Origin of the sequence: Lysinibacillus sp. NPDC093190, assembly GCF_050280425.1 — a bacterium.
In the GTDB taxonomy this organism is placed as follows: domain Bacteria; phylum Bacillota; class Bacilli; order Bacillales_A; family Planococcaceae; genus Lysinibacillus.
Genome location: NZ_JBNNVG010000007.1, coordinates 70,292 through 91,986 on the forward strand (window position 1 = coordinate 70,292; position 21,695 = coordinate 91,986).

Annotated in this window: 16 protein-coding genes, 1 pseudogene and 1 riboswitch; all 17 genes and pseudogenes read right to left on the bottom strand. The window is 40.5% G+C overall.

Annotated features, from left to right (window positions below):
* Window positions 1-355: 355 nt before the first annotated feature.
* Complete coding sequence (rpoE, locus tag ACQKOF_RS07905) at window positions 356-895, bottom strand: DNA-directed RNA polymerase subunit delta (protein WP_427555221.1); 540 nt, start codon at window positions 893-895, stop codon at window positions 356-358.
* Window positions 896-1,046: 151 nt separating this feature from the next.
* Window positions 1,047-1,208, bottom strand: coding sequence for a hypothetical protein (locus ACQKOF_RS07910; RefSeq protein WP_170938864.1), 162 nt, complete (start codon window positions 1,206-1,208; stop codon window positions 1,047-1,049).
* Window positions 1,209-1,356: 148 nt separating this feature from the next.
* On the bottom strand, window positions 1,357-4,605 hold the full coding sequence (gene icmF, locus ACQKOF_RS07915; RefSeq protein ID WP_427555223.1) for a fused isobutyryl-CoA mutase/GTPase IcmF: 3,249 nt from the start codon (window positions 4,603-4,605) through the stop codon (window positions 1,357-1,359).
* 435 nt (window positions 4,606-5,040) lie between these two features.
* A complete protein-coding gene (locus tag ACQKOF_RS07920; protein WP_427555225.1) occupies window positions 5,041-5,673 on the bottom strand; it encodes a TetR/AcrR family transcriptional regulator in 633 nt (210 codons plus the stop codon).
* A 3-nt stretch (window positions 5,674-5,676) separates the two neighbouring features.
* Window positions 5,677-6,813 carry an acyl-CoA dehydrogenase gene (locus ACQKOF_RS07925; RefSeq protein ID WP_427555227.1) on the bottom strand — a complete coding sequence of 379 codons (1,137 nt, stop codon included), beginning with the start codon at window positions 6,811-6,813 and terminating at the stop codon, window positions 5,677-5,679.
* Window positions 6,814-7,032: 219 nt separating this feature from the next.
* On the bottom strand, window positions 7,033-8,169 hold the full coding sequence (locus tag ACQKOF_RS07930; protein ID WP_427555229.1) for an acyl-CoA dehydrogenase: 1,137 nt from the start codon (window positions 8,167-8,169) through the stop codon (window positions 7,033-7,035).
* A gap of 68 nt (window positions 8,170-8,237) precedes the next feature.
* Window positions 8,238-9,089 carry a 3-hydroxybutyryl-CoA dehydrogenase gene (locus ACQKOF_RS07935; RefSeq protein ID WP_427555403.1) on the bottom strand — a complete coding sequence of 284 codons (852 nt, stop codon included), beginning with the start codon at window positions 9,087-9,089 and terminating at the stop codon, window positions 8,238-8,240.
* Window positions 9,089-10,294 carry an acetyl-CoA C-acetyltransferase gene (locus ACQKOF_RS07940; RefSeq protein ID WP_427555231.1) on the bottom strand — a complete coding sequence of 402 codons (1,206 nt, stop codon included), beginning with the start codon at window positions 10,292-10,294 and terminating at the stop codon, window positions 9,089-9,091. Before ACQKOF_RS07940 ends, ACQKOF_RS07935 begins: the two co-directional genes overlap by 1 nt.
* Before the next feature lie 331 nt (window positions 10,295-10,625).
* A complete protein-coding gene (locus ACQKOF_RS07945; protein ID WP_427555233.1) occupies window positions 10,626-12,824 on the bottom strand; it encodes a (Fe-S)-binding protein in 2,199 nt (732 codons plus the stop codon).
* Between the two features lie 706 nt (window positions 12,825-13,530).
* Window positions 13,531-14,094, bottom strand: a complete 564-nt coding sequence (locus ACQKOF_RS07950; protein ID WP_427555235.1) for a cob(I)yrinic acid a,c-diamide adenosyltransferase — start codon at window positions 14,092-14,094, stop codon at window positions 13,531-13,533.
* Between the two features lie 5 nt (window positions 14,095-14,099).
* Window positions 14,100-15,566 (bottom strand): adenosylcobinamide amidohydrolase, encoded by a 1,467-nt coding sequence (locus ACQKOF_RS07955; RefSeq protein WP_427555237.1) that lies wholly within the window; start codon window positions 15,564-15,566, stop codon window positions 14,100-14,102.
* Window positions 15,563-16,564 (bottom strand): FecCD family ABC transporter permease, encoded by a 1,002-nt coding sequence (locus ACQKOF_RS07960; protein WP_427555239.1) that lies wholly within the window; start codon window positions 16,562-16,564, stop codon window positions 15,563-15,565. Before ACQKOF_RS07960 ends, ACQKOF_RS07955 begins: the two co-directional genes overlap by 4 nt.
* The gene (locus tag ACQKOF_RS07965) at window positions 16,561-17,526 is read right to left on the bottom strand and encodes an ABC transporter substrate-binding protein (RefSeq protein WP_427555241.1); all 966 of its coding nucleotides are present in this window, start codon (window positions 17,524-17,526) and stop codon (window positions 16,561-16,563) included. Before ACQKOF_RS07965 ends, ACQKOF_RS07960 begins: the two co-directional genes overlap by 4 nt.
* Window positions 17,527-17,545: 19 nt before the next feature.
* Window positions 17,546-17,758: a hypothetical protein gene (locus tag ACQKOF_RS07970; RefSeq protein ID WP_427555243.1), complete on the bottom strand. Its 213-nt coding sequence runs from the start codon at window positions 17,756-17,758 to the stop codon at window positions 17,546-17,548.
* Between the two features lie 18 nt (window positions 17,759-17,776).
* Window positions 17,777-17,959: riboswitch (cobalamin riboswitch) on the bottom strand.
* An 86-nt stretch (window positions 17,960-18,045) separates the two neighbouring features.
* Complete coding sequence (locus ACQKOF_RS07975; RefSeq protein ID WP_427555245.1) at window positions 18,046-19,713, bottom strand: acyl-CoA dehydrogenase family protein; 1,668 nt, start codon at window positions 19,711-19,713, stop codon at window positions 18,046-18,048.
* A 1-nt stretch (window position 19,714) separates the two neighbouring features.
* Window positions 19,715-21,219, bottom strand: a pseudogene (locus ACQKOF_RS07980) (class I adenylate-forming enzyme family protein).
* On the bottom strand, window positions 21,212-21,601 hold the full coding sequence (locus tag ACQKOF_RS07985; RefSeq protein ID WP_427555247.1) for a MerR family transcriptional regulator: 390 nt from the start codon (window positions 21,599-21,601) through the stop codon (window positions 21,212-21,214). The pseudogene ACQKOF_RS07980 and the gene ACQKOF_RS07985 overlap by 8 nt, the downstream one beginning before the upstream one ends.
* Window positions 21,602-21,695: the final 94 nt, after the last annotated feature.

Below are 21,695 nucleotides of genomic sequence, written 5' to 3' on the forward strand. Positions count from 1 at the left end.
GCATTTATATTCATTCCGTAGCTAAACATGGGAGAACTTGACTGAATAAAGTTAAAAAATAAAAAAACGCTCCTCCTGCATAGGTTTGCAGGGGAGCGTATTATATACACGGTCTTTCTCCTTTAATTAAGGAGCCCAAGTAAAAGATTAAACGTAACCGCGATAGAAGTCAAGATTTTTTACTACAAGGATAAAAGAAAGAAAATTTCAAAGAGTAATTATCATCAATTATGCCTCGGCATAATTACGTCCGGAGGCTTTAGGCCAACACGATGTTGGTCACTCAGTCGTTGCCACAGGACGTGGCGTTCTTAGACTGAGTTCCTTTATCTCAGCGGATGTTTGCTGAAATAAGTTAGATTTCATCCTCTTCTTCTTCAAGTTCTTCTTCATCTTCGATAAAGTCTTCGTCGATTTCCTCATCGATGTCTTCTATATCCTCATCTTCAAAGTCGATATCTTCTTTATCTTCTTCTTCTTCTTCATCTAGTTCATCTTCTTCAACGAATTCTTCATAATCTTCATCAAAGTCAATGTCTTCCTCTTCTAAATCTTCCTCTAAATCATCTTCATCCTCAACGGCAGCTTTAGATTTTTTCTTATGAGTTTTAACAGAAGGAGCTGTTTCTTCTTCAATCTGTTCAACTTTATACCATTCACGTAAACCCCAGCCAGTTTCCTGATTAAATAAGAAGCGGCCATCTACATTTAAATCTGTGTAAAATTGTAGTAAGCGAGCTTTCATTTCTTCATCACTATAGCCTACAAACTCTTGAATAATTGTTAATAAGTCATTAAAAGACACTGAGGCACGCTTTTCATTTAAAATTGCATAAGCTAAGTTAATTAACGATTCTTCCGTTAATTGTTCTTTTGTCATTTCACGAAAATTCATTCGTGCACTTCCTTTCCTTCATCACAATGGACGTTTTAAAATTCATATAGCTTTATTTTCGGAGCGCAGCAAAAAAGCCCGCACAAAAGTAACTTTCCATATCATAAGCATAATACCCATTATATACAAAGTTTTATCCTCTTTGCTAGCTTCAATTACTGTTTTTTATATCACGCATTTTTTTTATCCCTAAGTAAAACAAATAGACAGATAATAAGAGTAAAGGAACAGCGCCAATTTGCTTATCATACAGGAAAATAACTCCTACCACCAAAGCTAAAATAATGATGTAGTTAATAGCAGATTTCATCATCTACTGCGCCTCCCCTTTTTTTTACATTTCTATTATAACGGAAATAAAAAGAAGTGCCTAATCCTAAGACTAGACACCTAAAACTACACAAACATTTTGTACAAAATAGAATAAATGTTATACAACGAGAAGATATGCACGTTTAGAATTACATATTACGACGATATTGTCCGCCTACCTCATATAAAGCATTTGTGATTTGCCCTAAGCTAGCGACTTTTACGGTCTCCATAAGCTCCGCGAAAATATTACCGTTGTTTACAGCTACTTGTTGTAAACGAGCAAGAGCCGCTTTGTTCTCTCCTTCATGTTGCTTCCAGAAGGCATGTAAATTATGAATTTGCGTCTCTTTTTCTTCCGTAGATGCACGCGCAATTTCCATATTGTTAATTTCATCTTCTGAAGGAGGATTCGGATTTAAGTATGTGTTCACACCAATGATTGGTAACTCACCAGAATGCTTTAACATCTCGTAGTACATGGATTCCTCTTGAATCTTGCCACGTTGATATTGTGTTTCCATTGCGCCTAGCACGCCACCACGATCATTGATACGATCAAACTCTTCTAGTACCGCTTCTTCTACAAGGTCCGTTAACTCTTCTACGATAAAAGCTCCTTGTAATGGATTTTCATTTTTCGCTAAGCCATGTTCCTTCGTAATAATCATTTGAATGGCCATCGCACGACGAACAGATTCTTCCGTAGGCGTTGTAATTGCTTCATCATATGCATTTGTATGCAATGAATTACAGTTATCCTGTAATGCCATTAATGCCTGTAATGTTGTGCGGATATCATTAAAATCAATCTCTTGTGCATGCAAGCTGCGTCCAGATGTTTGGATATGATATTTTAATTTTTGTGCTCGTTCATTGGCACCGTACTTATCACGCATTACAACTGCCCAAATACGGCGGGCTACGCGTCCAATAACTGTGTACTCCGGATCAAGTCCGTTAGAGAAGAAGAATGATAGATTTGGCGCAAAGTCGTCAATATTCATTCCTCGACTTAAATAATATTCCACATACGTGAAGCCATTTGCTAACGTAAAGGCCAACTGAGATATTGGGTTCGCACCAGCTTCGGCAATATGGTAACCAGAAATAGATACTGAGTAATAATTACGAACTTTATGATCGATAAAGTATTGCTGAATATCTCCCATCATTCGTAACGCAAACTCTGTTGAGAAAATACATGTATTTTGCCCTTGATCTTCTTTTAAAATATCTGCTTGCACGGTTCCACGTACAACCTGTAATGTTTTCTCTCGTGTCTCTGTAAATTCTTCAACTGTCAAAGGTCGACCAAGCTCTTCCTCACGTAGTTTCACTTGTTGATCAATAGCTGTATTCATGAACATCGCCAAAATAACTGGTGCTGGACCGTTAATTGTCATTGACACTGAAGTTGATGGTGCACATAAATCAAAGCCTGCATAAAGCTTTTTCATATCCTCTAGTGTACAAATGGATACACCTGACTCTCCAACCTTCCCATAAATATCTGGTCGGTAATCTGGATCCTCACCGTATAGCGTTACCGAATCAAATGCTGTTGATAAACGTTTTGCATCATCATCCTTCGATAAATAATGGAATCGTTTATTTGTACGCTCAGGTGTTCCTTCGCCAGCAAATTGTCGCTTCGGATCTTCACCTTCACGCTTAAATTGGAATACCCCTGCTGTATACGGGAATTCACCAGGTACATTTTCTTTATAAACCCAGCGTAAAATTTCACCATAATCTACGAATTTCGGTAAGGCAACTTTAGGAATTTTTGTACCAGAAAGGCTTGTTGTCTTTAAAATCGTTCGAATTTCTTTATCTCGAACTTTTGTTACAAATTCGTCTCCAGCATACGCTTCTTTTAAAGCATGCCAATTATCTAATATACGTTTAGACTCAGCCATTAATTCAGCTCTAACACCTTCCGCTAAAGAAGTGAGAGATGCTACAAGTGCATCATTTGGCGCTTTTTCATTAATCGTTGCAATAGCTCCCTCTAATTGGAATAGACGTCGAGCAAATTCTACCTGCTGCTCTGATTTTTTATGATAGCCACGCACAGTATCTGTAAGTTCTCGTAAATAATAACGACGGTCGTTTGGAATGATAACATCTTGTTTTTGAGTTTTCGCAAATTGCTCATAACCCGTCTCCCAATTACTTCCTACCTTCATATTAATGATATTTACTAATGCAGCAAATAAAGCATTCGTTCCTTTATCATTAAATTGACTGGCAATCGTACCGTACACAGGCATTGTATCAAGCGATTCATCCCAAAGCTCTCGTGAACGTTGATATTGCTTTTGTACTTGACGTAGCGCATCCTCAGAGCCTTTGCGTTCAAATTTATTGATGGCGATAACATCCGCAAAATCAATCATGTCAATTTTTTCAAGCTGTGTTGGAGCACCAAACTCACTTGTCATAACGTACATGGATAGGTCAGTGTATTTTGTAATTTCCGCATCCCCCTGACCAATACCACTTGTTTCTACAATGATTAAATCATAGCCCGCTACACGCACTACATCTATAACGTCCCCAATTGAAGCAGTAAGCTCTGTACGAGATCCACGGGTTGCTAAACTACGCATATATACTCGATTATTGAAAATCGCATTCATACGAATTCGGTCACCAAGTAAAGCCCCACCTGTTTTTTGCTTTGTCGGATCGACAGAAAGAATAGCTACGCGCTTATCCGGAAACTCCTTCAGGAAACGACGAATTAATTCATCCGTTAAGGAAGATTTACCCGCACCACCTGTCCCTGTAATACCTAATACAGGTGTTCCATTTGAACGTTTACGAGCTTCCTCTAGCATCTTTTTCGTTTCTTCATCATCATTCGACTCAGCAGCAGTTATTAAATTTGCTAAAATTTCTGGTGTTTCTGTCGTTAGAGCATCAAGTTTTTCTTGATAGTTACCTATAGCAGTTGGGAAATCAGTTCCTTTAATTTTCTCATTAATCATCCCTTGTAATCCTAAGACACGACCATCCTCCGGAGAGAAAATCCCTGCAATCCCGTAACCATGTAGCTCTTTAATTTCACGTGGTAAAATAACTCCACCGCCGCCACCGTATATTTTAATATGTGGCGCCCCTTTTTCACGCAGCAAATCATACATATATTTAAAGTATTCCATATGCCCGCCTTGATAAGAAGATACCGCAATGCCTTGAGCATCCTCTTGAATAGCAGCATTTACGACTTCTTCCACGGAGCGGTTATGTCCTAAATGGATTACCTCTACACCGCTTGATTGTAAAATACGTCGCATAATGTTAACCGAAGCATCATGTCCATCAAAAAGACTCGATGCTGTTACAAAACGTACGTGATTTTTTGGACGATATACTTCTACCTTTGTCATATGAAATCCCCACTTTCTCCCCTTAATGTTCTTTATCGACTCATCATCATAACGTGTGGTTGATTTTTGTTTCGACTGGGCGCTTTGTTGCTGCCGCTTCGCTTTCGCACAGATAAAACATTTGTTGCTGCCGCTTCGCTTTCGCACAGAGCAAAGCTTCCTGGGGGCGTCCGATGAGCCGCTTCGCTGCAGGGTCTCGGGCCAACACGATGTTGGTCACGAAGGCGTTATTACAGGTTGTGATGGTTTTAGCCTTCGTTCCTCTATGGCTGATCCCCAAGGAGTCGCCCAGTCTCCACTTCAATCAACTAATTTACATGACATACGTTTTTAACAAATATCATCCCCAACTTTATGAGATGAGTCTTTTCATAAAAAAATCGGTAATTGCAATGTCGCATTATGCAATTACCGACAACCCCTTTACGGAACTTATTAGAACCCCTTTATGCCTGAAATAAACAATGTTATTTGCATTTCAATAAAATCGTCAATAGAGTGCTGACGGTGGAGCGCCCATTTACGGAATGCCCAGCTTTGTCCAGAAACGACTAAGTTATTTGCTGCCAAATGAATTTGTTTATCGGTCATCGTTATTTCACCTGACTGCACACAGCGTTGTAGTAATCGCTCAAAAGTACCAACCATTTCAAACTCCTTACTAAATACATATCGCTGCGCTTCTTTTGACAATGATTTAGTTTCCTGATACATGATTGTTAGTTCATCAACCATACTATCAATTTGCAAGAAATACTCTCGAATCATTTCCTTTAACTCTTCTATAGTTCCTGCCTTAATCTCATAACTTGAAAGTCGCTCCATCGCATGGTGATAAATACTATCACATACAAGGTAAAGGACGTCTTCCTTAGTACGAATATACTCATATAATGTTCCGATACTAAAGCCTGCAGCTTTTGCGATTTCTCTCGTCGTGGCACGATGAAAACCTTTTTCTTTAAATAATTTAATGGCTCCCTCTATCATTTGTTCTCGACGAATGGCGATGAGACTTTCATCTTTTACCGTTGACTGTACTTGGGGTCTTTTATCTCTTTCTGTCATACGTTATTTTGTCAACATACGAGAGATAACAAGTCGTTGAATCTCTTGTGTACCTTCGTAAATTTGTGTAATTTTTGCATCACGCATAAAACGCTCAACTGGATAATCTTTCGTATATCCATAGCCACCAAAGACTTGAACCGCTTCAGTCGTTACATTCATCGCAGTATCGCCAGCCATTAATTTTGCCATTGCCGATGCCTTACCATAAGGTAGGCCATTTGATTCCAACCAAGCCGCTTGGTATGTAAGCAGTCGAGATGCTTCAATTTGAGTTGCCATATCCGCTAGTTTAAAGGATACACCTTGGTTGGCAGTAATCGGTTTGCCAAATTGCACACGTTCTTTTCCGTATTCAACCGCTGCATCCAATGCTCCTTGTGCAATCCCTACAGCTTGTGCCGCAATACCATTACGCCCTCCATCAAGTGTTGTCATCGCAATTTTGAAGCCTTCTCCCTCAGCTCCAAGCATGTTTTCTTTCGGAACACGACAGTTATCAAAAATAATTTCAGTTGTAGGAGATGAACGAATTCCTAGTTTTTTCTCCTTCTTCCCTACCGAGAAACCTTCAAAGCCAGCTTCAACGATAAAAGCAGTTGTGCCATGTTTAGCTTCTGGATCTGTTACTGCAAACACAACATATGTATCTGCTACTCCACCATTGGTAATGAAAATTTTCGAGCCGTTTAAAATATATTCATCGCCATCACGTTTTGCATATGTTCTCATGCCGCCAGCATCAGAGCCTGATCCTGGCTCTGTTAAGCCATATGCACCGATATGTTTACCTTCTGCCATTGGACGAAGATATTTTTGTTTTTGTTCTTCATTACCGAATTTAAAGATCGGCCAACCAGCAAGCGAAGTATGTGCAGATAAAGTTACCCCCGTTGAAGCACATACACGTGATAATTCCTCTACAGCAATGACATATGCAAGATAATCAAAGCCTGCACCGCCATATTCTTCTGGCCATGGAATACCTGTTAAGCCTAGCTCTGCCATTTTATCGAAAATTGCACGATCAAACTCTTCGTTCTCGTCACGTTCAGCTGCAGTTGGTGCTACTTCATTAATAGCAAAATCACGAATCATTTCGCGTAATTGCTCATGCTCTTCTGATAATTGAAAGTTCATTGTCCATTTCCCCTTTTTCGTTAGACTCTGTTAGTGCTATATTGTTTATTTCTATATTTGATTATGTTTCTGCGGTATTCCTCGGGAAACCGAGCAAATCTCTTGGTTACCCGAGCGATTTATTGCTCGACCTGATCATTTCTTCAAGTTACCCGAACAATTTCTTTTAGCAATCAACATCATCCGTTAAATATCAACATTGCAACATAACATCTGACTTCATTTAAGTAAATGTTTACTAATGACTAGTTTTTGAATTTCACTTGTACCCTCGTATATTTCTGTCACCTTTGCATCTCGGAAATAACGCTCTACGGGATAGTCTTTTGTATAGCCATAGCCACCAAAAATTTGTATAGCGTCTATCGCTGTTTGTACTGCCATACGAGAGGCAAAAAGTTTCGCCATCGAGGCCTCGGCCCCACACGGTAACCCTTTTGTGCGTAAATCTGCTGCCCGATAGACTAGTAATTTTGCTGCTTCTACAGCAGTCGCCATATCAGCAAGTTTGAAGCCAACCCCTTGTTGCGCTGCAATAGGCTTTCCAAATTGAACACGTTCTTTTGCATATGCAGTAGCTGCCTCTAGCGCCGCTTCAGCAATGCCTAGAGCTTGTGCTGCAATTCCAATACGTCCAACGTCTAAGTTGGCCATTGCAATTTTAAAGCCTTCCCCTTCCTCCCCAAGAAGGTTCGTGGCTGGAATGCGACAGTTGTCGAATGTTAGTTGAACTGTACGTGAGCCGTGTAGACCCATTTTATGTTCATCTTTCCCTATGATTAAGCCTGGCGTTCCTTTTTCAACAATAAATGCTGAAATACCGCGTGTTTTTTCAGCAGGATTCGTTGAGGCAAAGACAATATAAACATCTGCTTCTCCACCGTTTGTAATAAACACCTTGGAGCCGTTGATGATATAGTCATCTCCATCTCGCACTGCTTTGGATTGTAAAGAGCCAGCATCAGAACCCGCGCTAGGCTCTGTTAAACAAAATGCCCCTAAATATTCACCTGCAGCAAGCTTTGGAACATAACGTTTCTTCTGTTCATCGTTACCGAAATAAATAATAGGATTTGTTCCAACCGAAGTATGCACAGATAAAATAACACCCATTACTGCGCTAACCTTCGATAGTTCATTGATAGCAATTATGTACGATGTAAAATCCATCGCTGAGCCGCCTAATTCCTCAGGTGTCGTGATTCCCATTAAACCTAATTCTCCCATTTGTGCAAGGAGTTCGCGTGGAAACTCTCCTGCCTCCATACGTTCTACCCACGGTTCAATTTTATCCTGAGCAAAATTGCGAACCATATCACGCATCATTATTTGTTCATCTGTAAATTGTAAATGCATCTATAATGTCACCCCTGTACGTTGTCCCGTAGCATTACATTCGTTTGAATCGTCCCATCCCCATAGGATTATTCATAGACGTAAAAGCCTCTTCCAGATTTTTTACCTAGCCAGCCTGCTGCCACATATTTACGAAGCAATGGACAAGGTCTATATTTACTATCCCCTAAGCCCTCATGTAAGATCTCCATGATAGATAGACATGTATCAAGACCAATAAAGTCTGCTAATGTCAACGGACCCATCGGATGATTCATTCCGAGCTTCATCACATCATCAATAGCTTCTTTCGATGCTACACCCTCATACAATGCGTAGATCGCTTCATTAATCATTGGTAATAAAATACGGTTCGAAATAAAGCCTGGGAAGTCATTTACTTCCACTGGAGTTTTCGATAATTTTACTGTCATGTCTTCAACTGATTTGTAGACTTCATCACTTGTTGCTAACCCTCTAATAATTTCTACAAGCTTCATAACAGGTACCGGATTCATAAAGTGCATACCAATCACTTGCTCTGGACGATTTGTTACAGCTGCAATTTCCGTAATTGGTAAAGATGATGTATTCGTAGCTAAAATGGCATGTGCCGGTGCAATCTGATCAATTTGCTTAAAGATGGATTGCTTCACTTCCATATTTTCCACAGCTGCCTCGATGATAATATCTACGTCACTAGCATCCTGTAAATCTAGTGACATACTAATACGACCTAAAATAGCCGCCTTCTCATCCTCAGTTTTACGACCCTTTTCGACATCACGTGTCAGGTTTTTCATAATGACTCCTAAACCACGTTCGAAAAATTCTTGCTTCATGTCGTTCAGTTTGACATCATAACCAGCTTGTGCACAAACTTGTGCAATGCCGGAGCCCATTTGTCCAGCACCAATAACCATCACTTTTTGAATTCCCATCATTCGTGTCCCCCTGTTTTCGGTACTTCAATCATAATCGCATCGCCTTGCCCTCCACCTGAGCAGATTGCAGCAATTCCGATACCGCCGCCACGACGTTTTAATTCATGTGCAAGTGTTAAAATAATGCGTGCTCCCGACGCTCCGATTGGATGACCTAGTGCAACTGCACCACCGTTAACATTGACCTTTTCAGCATCTAAATCCGCCATCTGCTTGCTGACAAGAGCTACTGCTGCAAATGCTTCATTGATTTCGATCAAATCAATGTCAGTTAATGATTTCCCTGTCTTTTTCAGTAATTTGTTAATGACAAGTCCTGGTGTTTGCGGGAAGTTCTCTGGCTCAATAGCAAGCTCTTCATGGCCTATAATAACCGCAAGTGGTTCTCTGCCTTCACGCGCTGCACGTTCCTCACTCATTACTACTAAGGCACATGCACCATCGTTAACGCCAGGAGCATTACCTGCTGTAATCGTTCCGTCCTTGTCAAAGGCCGGCTTGAGTTTTGCAAGTACCTCCATTGACGTACCGGCTCTTGGTGCCTCGTCTGTATCGACATGAAGCGGTTCTCCCTTACGTTGTGGAATTTCCACAGGCACGATTTCTTCAGCAAAGTAACCTTTCTCAATTGCTGCAAGTGCACGTTCATGACTGCGAACTGACCAAGCATCCTGCTCCTCGCGACTTAACGAATATTCTTTGGCCGTTGTATTACCGTAACTTCCCATATGCGGCCTTGCCTTATCAAAGGCACATGTTAAGCCATCATATAGCATGCCATCCACCATCGTTGAGTCGCCCATGCGTAAGCCTGTTCGACCATTTTGTAGATAATACGGTGCATTGGACATGGACTCCATACCACCAGCGATTATTACTTCTTCGTCCCCTAATCGAATTAGCTGATCCGCTAGTGTTACAGCACGCATCCCTGACGCACAAACTTTGTTAATCGTTTCTGTTTTCACTGCTATTGGTAAATTAGCTTTGATCGCAGCCTGCCTTGAAGGAATTTGGCCCTGCCCCCCTTGTAAAACTGAGCCTAAAATTACTTCATCCACTTCGTCAGGCGAAAGATTCGCTTTTTCAAGTGCCCCTTTTATGGCGATTGCGCCTAAATCACTTGCGCTTAATGCTGATAGTGAACCTCCAAACTTACCAAATGCAGTTCTTGCTCCTGCTAAAATTACAGCTCTATTCAAGTAAAACACCCCTTTTGTTTTACGTTCCAGAAGAAGTATTAGAGCATCCGCGTTGACTGAACGCTCGCTCGACTTCTTGCGATGAAAAATGGGAGTATCAATTATGCCTCGGCATAATTGCGTCTGGAATCGGCTTTGTGCTTGCACAAAGCACTCCTTTCCGATTCCGTGACATCCGCCGGAGGCTTTAACTTCTTTCAGCGAGTGTTTGGACACCCGCTGAAAGAAGTTATATCTCAACTCCCATCTCCATTTAATCTTATTCTACAAAACAATTATTTATTGTGCAATTTATATTTTTCAGATAACTAAAATATTTCTGCAATAACCATCATTTTTCTGCGCTAATTTCTACATTCTCGTCTTTTTCGACACTGTCCACAGCGGCTACTGCTTCTTCAACAGATTCCTCGACAGCTTTCACTTTTCCACCAAATACAGAACGCTCTAATAGTTCTGCAACATCGAATGTACCGATTGAATCCTCGACCTCTTTTGCCTTTGTACCATCCTCAAGCATTGTTAAACAGTAAGGACATCCAGAAGAAATAACAGATGCATCAGTTGCTAAAGCTTGCTCTGTTCGTGCTACGTTAATACGGTTGCCGACATGCTCTTCCATCCACATTAAACCGCCACCTGCACCACAGCACATGGCCGTCTCACGATTACGCTCCATTTCCACAAGCTTAACACCTGGAATACCACGTAAAATCTCGCGTGGTGCATCATAAACATCGTTATAACGCCCTAAATAACAAGAATCGTGGAAAACAATCGTTTCATGAACTTCGTAGTTTAACGCTAGACGATTTTCTTCAATCAATTGATTCAATAGTTCAGTATGGTGGTAGACCTCGCCCTGCCAGCCAAAGTCTTGGTATTCATTTTTAAAGATATTATAAGCGTGCGGGTCGATCGTAACGATTTTCTTCACGTCGTTTTTCTCAAATTCATCGATATTTGCTGTTGCCAGCTCTTGGAATAAGAATTCATTTCCTAAACGACGAGGAGTGTCCCCTGAGTTTTTCTCTTTATTTCCTAAAATCGCAAACTTCACATCTGCCTCGTTTAATAAACGACAGAAAGCTAATGCAATTTTTTGCGAGCGGTTATCAAATGCACCCATTGAACCTACCCAGAATAAATATTCCATTTCCTCGCCTGATTTTTTCAGCTCTTTCACTGTTGGAATATGAATTGTTGGATCTAGGTCACGCCAATTTTCTTTTTCTTTACGGTTTAAGCCCCAAGGATTGCCTTGACGCTCGATATTTGTCATCGCGCGTTGTGCATCAGGGTTTACTTTTCCTTCAGTCATTGTTAAGTAACGACGTAAATCAATAATTTTATCGACATGCTCGTTCATAACAGGACATTGATCTTCACAGTTACGACAAGTTGTACATGCCCAAATCTCTTCTTCTGTAATGACATCACCGATTAAAGAAGGGTTGTAGATATCTTCAATGACCGCCCCCTCGGCTCCAGCTGCCATCGCTAGCTGATTCCCCTTTGTATTAGCAAAGAATTGATAAGGTACCCAAGGCTTTTGCTTTGTCACAACAGCACCTGTAAATGTTAAATGATCTCGTAGCTTCACGATTAAATCCATCGGTGATAGCATTTTCCCTGTTCCTGCTGCTGGACACATATTTGTACAACGTCCGCACTCTACACAAGAATATAAATCTAGCATTTGTTTTTGTGTGAAGTCTTGAATACGTCCAACACCAATTGCTGGAATATCCTCTTCATCTTCAGCATTTTCTAATGCTTCAAAGTCGATCGGTGTTAGCGTACCTGTACGATCTAAACGGTTCATGTACACATTAATCGGGCTTACAATCAAGTGGAAGTGCTTCGATTGTGGTACATACACTAAGAATGTCAAAAGAGTTAATAAGTGCGCCCACCACATTACATAGAAAACAACAGCCGCTGCTGATGCTGGCAAGTAGCCAAAAATAGCAGCAATGCCAGAAGCAACTGGCTCTGTATAAGTTAGTCCTTCACCATGCCAAATTATTCCCATACCATTTGCAAGCAATGTGGATACCATTAACCCACCAATGAAAATTAAGACAAGACCATTTTTCCAGCCTCGTTTAAGACGTACTAGCTTTTCTACATAACGACGGTAAAATGCCCACACAACCGCCACTAAAATCATTAATACTACAAGCTCTTGGAAGAATGTAAACATACTGTAGAAAATGCCAAGCGGCAAATGTGATCCAGGTGCTAACCCCTTCCAAATTAAATCAATGGCACCTAGCTGCACCATTAAAAATCCATAGAAGAACATGACGTGAATTAAACCACTCTTTGGATCTTTTAATAGCTTGTTTTGGCCAAGTACATTAACCATAAGATATCGAACTCGTTCTTTAACACTTTCATCAAACTCAACCTTTTTCCCCAATTGCACAAATTTATAGCGTGTTTTTAACAGATAGAAGAACAATCCTACTGCATAAAGCACAACCACGACTGTTAGAACAATGTTTGCAATTACTAATGGACTCATGGTTGGTCCCCCCTTTAGTTTGTCGTAAGTTTCTCTCTTTGTGATAAATTTGCTAGCTCATACGTAAATGTACGTCATTCCATCATTATATTCCTATTCTAATAAATGAGTGAGCATTCAGTCAACATAAAACGGAAATATTTCTGATAATTTTATATTCTTACATTTTACAAGAAAAAAAGCCACCCTGAATTTTAAAGAGCGTGCTAAAACACTAAAGAAATTTATTTATATATATTATAAATTTATCTTCTTTTGTTGTATTTAGATACTCAAAAAAGCCGATTTGCATCATGTTAAGGTGGCAAATCGACTTTTTCAGTTTGAGATGATATTTGTTAAAAGCTATCCCACGTATATAGGTTGATTGGAGTGGAGACTGGGCGACTCCTTGGGGATTAGCCATAGAGGAACGAAGGCTAAAACCATCACATCCTGTGATAACGCCTTCGTGACCAACATCGTGTTGGCCCGAGACCCTGGAGCGAGCAGCGCGAGTGAAGCGGCTCATCGGACGCCCCCAGGAAGCTTTGCTCTGTGCGAAAACGAAGCGGCAGCAACAAATGTTTTATCTGTGCGAAAGCGAAGCGGCAGCAACAAATGTTTTATCTGTGCGAAAGCGAAGCGGCAGCAACAAAGCGCTCAGTCGGAACGGAAATCAACCCCACGTTTTGCTAACGAGCGTAATTTGTCTATAAATTACAGGCTATTTTTTAAAGACATTGCCGCTTCGAATATATTCGATATCCGCGACATTCAATCTAAAATTAACAACACGTGCAGCTGCAAATAGATAATCAGATAGACGGTTTAAATATTTTTGTACAATTGTCGGTACGTCTTCGATTTCCTTCATAAGCGTTACCATCTGACGCTCTGCTCGACGTGCTACTGTGCGACCTATGTGTAAAGTTGCAGCTGCCGGAGCACCACCTGGTAAAATAAAGCGCTGTAATGGTGGCGCTTCATCTGACAATGCATCAATACGCGTTTCCAACACTTCAATTGGCTGCTCTGTCAGCTTATAATGACGCTCCTTCATGACGTTAGCGAGGTCACCGCCTGCATCGAAAAGCTCATGCTGAATCGTTTCTAAATCAATTAGAATATCCTTGAATAGCTCACGATCTAATTCACTGACAGCCTTACCAATAAAAGAATTTAATTCATCAATGGCCCCATATGTCTCTACGCGTAAGCTATCTTTATCAACACGTTCACCGATAAGACTTGTTTTCCCTGTATCGCCTGTTTTCGTGTAAAGCTTCATTTCTCTCATCTCCTTGAATTCTTTTTATAATTTTTTATCGCCTGCACAGTTGTTTCAAAAACACCTTTACCGATAATCTTACCTACATCAGTAACGGGACCACCGTACAGCATTTCTTCCCCTTTTTGTGTCGCTGCAATCAATAAACTATCTGTAGCTGTACTAGTCGCAATCGTACCACTAAGTTCATCACGAATATTTTCTGATTGCAATGCCTTTGTTTTCGCCTCGGTAGCCGTCATCATTGCTTGAAAAAACGCTTCTTCTGATAAACAACCATTAACAATGACCCACGTATTTATAGTACCAATATGTGGTTCATCTTGTCTTTCATGTGCACGAGACACATCAACAGCATTGCCAACTCCAGCCGTAACGGCAACTAGGACGCTGCCAAAGGAAGCTTTAAATTCATTAATAGCTACTAGATTTGTTGGGACAGCTGTTAACATGACGACGGTGCTTGTAGATAAAAAATGCTCCTTTAGTAAAAATTCAGCGACCTCTCTCTTTACATCATTAATAACATAATCTATTGGTACAGAGCGATTTAGCAGACAATCATACCAACCGATACCCGGATTATGGACAGCTGAGGACACTATTTTTAAAGGAAACTCTGATTGAAGCTGAATGTAACGATCCGTAATAGTGAAATTTTCTTTTTTAATGACAGCACGTTGCTGATGTTCAACTGAGGCTGGCATCATGGTAATTTGAGGCTTTGGGATTTCTGGATGTGCATAAGTTGCAACTCGGGCATGATAGACGTCTTCGATTTGCGAAGCGATTAATACTTCATGTGGCGCCCCCAATGCCCGCATCCGTCCTTCCTCCATTAGTAATAATTCATCACAATAGAGAGAAGCTAAATTCATATCATGCAGCACCATAATAACGGTTAAACCACGTTCAATTGCTTCCTTTCGCACCATATCTAAAATTTGACGTTGATGTGCAATATCAAGATGGTTCGTTGGCTCGTCTAGCAGCAATATTTCCGCTGTTTGTGCAAGAGCTTGAGCTACAAAAACTCTCTGTTGTTCACCGCCCGACAAAAATTCCATCGGTGTCTGTTCATAGCGTTTCACACCTGTTTGCAGCATCGCCTGTTGCACTGCTTGTTCATCACGATCAGTCCAGCTTGAAAAGAAGCCCGTTTGATGTGGATAACGTCCAAGTGATACTGCCTCCCGTACACTGTTTGAAAAGGCATTAGCATGTAATTGTGGTAGCACCGCCATTTTTTTTGCTAATGCACGAGCATTGTAAGAGCTAATATTTTTACCATCTACTAATATAGTGCCTGCAGTTGCTGGTAGTATGCCACTTATTACTTTTAACAGAGTGGATTTCCCGCTACCATTCGGCCCTAAAATCCCTAGTATTTTTCCTTTTTCAACGGAAAAACTAATATCATGGACGATCGGTACATCTTCATAGCCACCAGAAAGATGTTCAACAACAATCATGCCCGTACCCCCTTGCCTCTACGTTGCTTATAAAAAATATAGGAAAAAACGGGCGCCCCAATAAATGCAGTAATGACACCGATCGGTAGCTCTCTTGGTATAATAATTGTTCGTGCTATTAAATCACAAATAATCAGCAAAGTTGCTCCATTTAAAAATGATAATGGCAATAAATGACGATGATCGGAACCCCAAACCATTCTCGTCATATGAGGAACAACTAAACCGACAAAGCCAATCGTTCCAGAAACCGCTACCGCAGCTCCTGTCAACATTGATCCACCCACTAAAATAATATATTTACTACGCTTAACATTGACACCTAAGTGCTTCGCGCGTTCTTCTCCATATAACAGAACATTTAACTCGCGTCTTTGTGTCCAAAGCATAATTGAGCCAATTATTACAAACGGGATAATCATCTGAACGTATGGCCAACCACGCATCGATACTGAACCGAGCAGCCATCCGATAACTTGGCGTAGCTCCTCACCAGACAATGCAATCATTAATGAAATCAGGGAACCTAGAAATGAACTAAATATTACCCCTGTTAAAATAAGAGTTTCCATTTTTAGTGAACGGTCTACTATTCTAGCAAAACCCATAACAGCTACCATCGTTAATATGGCACCAATCATACTAAAGATTGGCAATGTATAATGGCCGACTACAGGTATTGATATACTAAAGAAAATCGTCATAACTGCGCCAACTGATGCACCAGAGGAAACACCTAACGTATAAGGGTCAGCCAAAGGATTTTTTAATAAGCCTTGAAAAGCTGCCCCTGCTATAGCAAGTGATGCCCCTACAAGCCCTGCCAGTAGGACTCGAGGTAAACGAATTTTCCACAAAATATTGGCAGCTGTTTCATCAGCCGCCTTATTCCACACTACTTCTAGTGGAATATGAACTGAGCCTATCGCTACTCCACACCAGATGCTAATGATTAAAAGCGTAATAGCTGAACCATAGGCTACAATTGTTTTACTCATTTAAACGCCTCTGGGTAGACGGCCTTTGCTAATTCCTCCAGACCATCTGCTAAACGAGGACCTTGACGACTTGTCGTATTTTCATCCACTTGTACTATAGCTTTATTTTTCACAGCAGTAATTGTCTCAAAGCCTGGACGTTGTGGAATTTTCGTTAAAATATCAGGTACATAATTATATGCCACAACAATGACATCTGGATTTTTCGCGATAATTTGTTCAGCATCAATTTGATACCAGTCATTTGTATCTGCTGCCACATTTTCGGCATGAATCATTTCTAGCATCTCATTCATAAATGTACCTTTACCAGCTGTATAAATCTGTGGCTCATCAGACGATTCCACTAAGACTTTCTTTGGCTCAGCACCCTCAAGTTTTGTTTCAACTTCTTCAACTTTTGTCTTCATGTTTGCGACTATTTTTTTAGCCTCTTCTAGTTTTCCTGTTGCACGACCAAGCTGTTCAATCGTTGTGTAAGTTTCATTAAAGTTTTTTGCATCCGCTACAACAAATACTTTCACACCTGCAGCCTCAAGCTGTTCAATTGCTCCTTTTGAATAACTCATACCCGATGCATGCGCAAGAACGATATCTGGCGATAAAGCAATAATTCGTTCAATATTATAATCCATACCGCCAACCTTTTCTTTTTTACTAGCCTCTGGTGGATAATCGTCATTATCTGTTACACCAACTATTTCATCATTTAAGCCAAGGCTAAATAAAATTTCTGTGTTACTTGGAATGAGAGAGACAATTTTTTTAGGAGGTGCTTCTAGCGTAATATCCTTGCCAGTAGCATCCTTTATCGTCATTGGGAATGTTGCTTGATCTACTTTTGCAGTCTCTTGTTGCTCAGAAGATGATGGCTTTTCATTTGTTGCCTCTTTTGTATTACATGCAGCAAGCAAGCCAATAGCTAAAAATGCTGATAATCCTATTTTCCAAATTTTCTTCATGTGAATCCCCCTTAGTCTATTAGTGCATATAGTTTTTATCGCTTTGTTTTTCTGATTTATCGATACATTTTAGTTTTTTATCGCCTAACATTGTGAGTTTATCGCCCAACTTTGTGGATTTATCGCCCACTGTTTCAAATTTATCGACATTCATCTTCCAAAACAAATACCCCTCATCATAAAACAATGAGGGGGTCAAATTTGCACAAAAAACATATACAAAATCCACCATCCTATCCTCGTAGGCTACAACGTGTTTTCTATAAAGGCAGGTCTCCTGGCTCGTGCTCCATACGCTTTTTCAAGCCTTCCCGAAAATTTCAGTGGCGTAGATTGAAAAAACTCACACATACAGTGGCGGGACCGCATCGGAATTACACCGATTTCCCTTTTCACTTTACTTAAGTAAAGAACCTTTATAATATTCAGTTGATTGTATTATACATGAAAATGAAAGAAGTCGCCTCCATTCGAGACGACTCCTAAACAAATCAATTATGTCCGGCATACTGAAAGAAGTTAGACTATATATGAAAAATACTGTACCGTTTTCATCGGTGCACCCATTTCTCGTAACGCCCATGTGTGCTCTAAATAAATATCTGCTAGCTTCTCATATTTGCCGCCGAATCTTTGTGCCCATTCGACTGCTACAACACTTTCATATATATGTGCCATTTTCTCTGCAACCTTTTTTGCCTCAAACGTTTTCGTTGCATCATCTAAACGGCTAAATGTTTGCAAAGTTGAATCTAGTTTTGCTAATTGCTCCGCTACAATTTCGACTAATGGACTGTCAGCTAATTTTTCTAGGCGCTCCTCCATGACACGAACAAACAATTCATGCGCATGAAACTTATCAACTAAACGAATGAGCTCTAAAGCTAAAATATTAGCAGTTCCCTCCCATACAGTAAGCACCTGTGCATCTCTTAATAGCCGTGGTGTAACAAAATCTTCAATATAGCCGTTTCCGCCATGTAATTCAATGGCTTCACTAGCATAATGCACAGCTTGCTCTGCCGTTTCTTTTTTCATAATAGCAATATACAAGCGATTTAAAATAATTTCCTCTTCATTCCCCTGTCCACTAGTTACTTTATCGTACAGCTGAATAAGATCAAAAACTGTGGCAACTTCTACATGAAGCTTGGCAGCTAATTTCCCTAGTGTATCCTGAATCATAGGGTATTGCGTTAAAGGCTTACCAAACGCATGACGATTTGTCACATAATGTTTCGCCTCTAAATATCCGCGGCGCATAATACCGATAGAAGCAACCGCATTGCAAATTCTTGATAAATTAAGTGCCTCCAGCATATAATAAATTCCTTTATTCGGATCACCTACGACATAAGCTAGCGCTCCATCAAATTCAACCTCACCAGAAGGTACTGCTCTAACACCAAGCTTATCCTTTAAACGCCGAATGCGCAGGTTATTAACTGTGCCATCCTCATTTCGCCATGGAACTGCAAACAATGTTAAGCCTTTTGAGCCTGCCTGAGCCCCTTCCATGCGTGCCAATACCATGGTTACTCCACACATTCCCGCGTTAGATGCAAAATATTTCTCCCCATATAAACGATATTGATTGCCGTCCTTTCTTGCCTCTACAACATTCGCCCCAACATCAGAGCCACCTTGACGCTCCGTTAAAAATGTCGCCCCCTCATATAGCTCGGTATCTCCAGTTGCACAAACATGCGGTAAAAAGTGTTCCTTCACCTCATCACTCGCATAATGATCAAGGAGATAAGCAGCTGCCATTGTTAAAGTAACAGGACAATAAAAGCCTGGCTCAGCATGTGATAGTATATAGCCTTGAGCAAAGCTATAAACATAGTTGCCCTTTCTACCTAATTGCGGAATATCCTTATGAACATAGCCAACAATGCCGGTATTGTACGTTTCTTCAATTGTTTTTTTATAGCCATCATTGACCCAAACTTCTGACACTTCTTCACCATAGGCATTATACCTTTGTAATCGAGGTTCACCCTCTCTATCCGTATGTTTGGCTCTCACATCAATATCTCCAGCACAAAGCTCACCGAAATCTGTTAGCTCACGTGTTGCATATTCCACAAACTCTTTATCTAGCATCATTTCTAAAACTTTATGAAGTGTATCATTATCTTTAAAAAAGTTTGTTGTTTTCATTTCTTCCTGCTGTAAAACCTTCATACTATCTCACCTCTTGCCCCTTCAAGGATTGTTTTAGTATTTTGCCCGATGCATTTCGTGGTAGCGCTTCCACACGTTCAAAGATGCGTGGAATTTTATATTTAGCAAGATGCTCCTCCAAATAAGCTTTAAGTTCGTCCTCGCCAATTTCTGTTTTAGCGGCATAAACGGCCTTCACCGTTTCTCCCCACTCCGGATGTGGAACACCGATTACAGCCACTTCAAATATCCCCTCATAGCTCAACATACTATCTTCAATTTCTTTCGGGTAAATATTCACACCGCCTGAAAAAATAACATCCTTTTTGCGATCCACAATCCAAATATAGCCGTCCTCATCTATGCGAGCCAAGTCACCTGTTTTCAGCCAGCCATCTATAAATGCAGCCTTTGTTGCACTATCATCCTTATAATAGCCCAGCATATTACCCTCACCGGACAACACAATTTCTCCTACTTCACCAACACTGACATCTTCTCCATTGTCGTTGATAATACGCAGCTCCGCCCCAAGTGGTGCACGACGACCAACGCTCCCCGCCTTCGTTGCATGCTCTTCGCCAAACAATATTGAACCGTTTGGACCAGCCTCTGTTAAGCCATAAACACAAGTTAAATTTTCTGTTCTAAAAGCTTTTTGTAAATGGCGGACTTCGTTTTGTGATAACGGCGCTCCACCATAAGCCCACCATTTCATCGATGATAAATCAGTTGTTTGCAATCTTGGCATTTGAGCGGTTAACAAATACGCGACAGGTGCGCCGAAGAAATGCGTTGTCCGTTCCTGCTCGATTGAATCTATCAATAAATCAGGCGTAAATGTTGGCGTTAGCACATTTGTTGAGCCTACAAGTACTCCTGCCATTAAAAATAAATGTAATGGGGCTGAATGCGTCAACGGCATCATAAGAAGAATCCGACTTTCTGGCTTTACTTCCATTTCTACTGCAATCATTTGCGCTACAGTTAAAATATTGCGATAGCTAAACAATACTCCCTTTGGTTTTCCCGTTGTACCCGAGGTATATAAAATAGTTGAAACATCATCTTCATTCAACTGGCAATCAATTGTTTGAATGCTCGCATGTTGAATAAGTGTTTCATAGTTTAGCCAACCAGCCTTCTCTTGACCTGTTTTGATTTTTAAAGGAACAACCGTGATATTTTCGACTGCTGCAAAAATTGCCTCATGTACTAGAATAGCTTTAGTATCAGCATGCTGTGCTACATATTCGACCTCTTGCAGCGTAAATTTCGCATTTACTGGAACGACAATAGCTCTCCAATACGCTGAATAGCAAAATAGCTAACAACAAACTCTACAACATTTGGCATAAAAATGATTACTTTATCGCCTTGCCGCACACCCTGCTCTACTAAAGCATGACTAAAACGTGTCACTTGCTCATCTAAATCACGATAAGTCACCCGTCTCCCCTGACAAACAACAGCTTCACTCATAGGGTACTTTCGCGCATTACGTGCTAACAAATTCGAACTATTCATTGTCCATCTCTCCCTTTAAAGTCGCTAATTTTTCTGTAAATATGCCTTGTAATTGCAGTAATTCACTCTTCATTTGTGCAAGCTCTGCTATTTTGCTATCAATCTCTTGAATTTTTTGCTCCCCATATTCGACCGTACGCTCCAACTGCTGAATGCCCGTGCGATCAAAATCAAACAGCAACACCATCTCCTTAATCTCCTCAAGTGAAAACCCGTAACGCTTTCCTCGGAAAATAAGCTTAAGCTTCGCTAATTCTTTTTTTGAAAAGGTTCGCTGATTAGTAGATGATCGATTAGGATTAAGCAGCCCAAGCTCCTCATAATAGCGAATTGTCCGTGTTGAAACATTAAATTGCTTAGCCACTTCTTGAATCGTCCTCAACATCATCTCCCCTTCCCGTTTTTCCTCAGTATATCATTGACGCTAACGTAAACTTCAACAAGATTTCCGAATTTTGAAGAAAATTATCGAACTA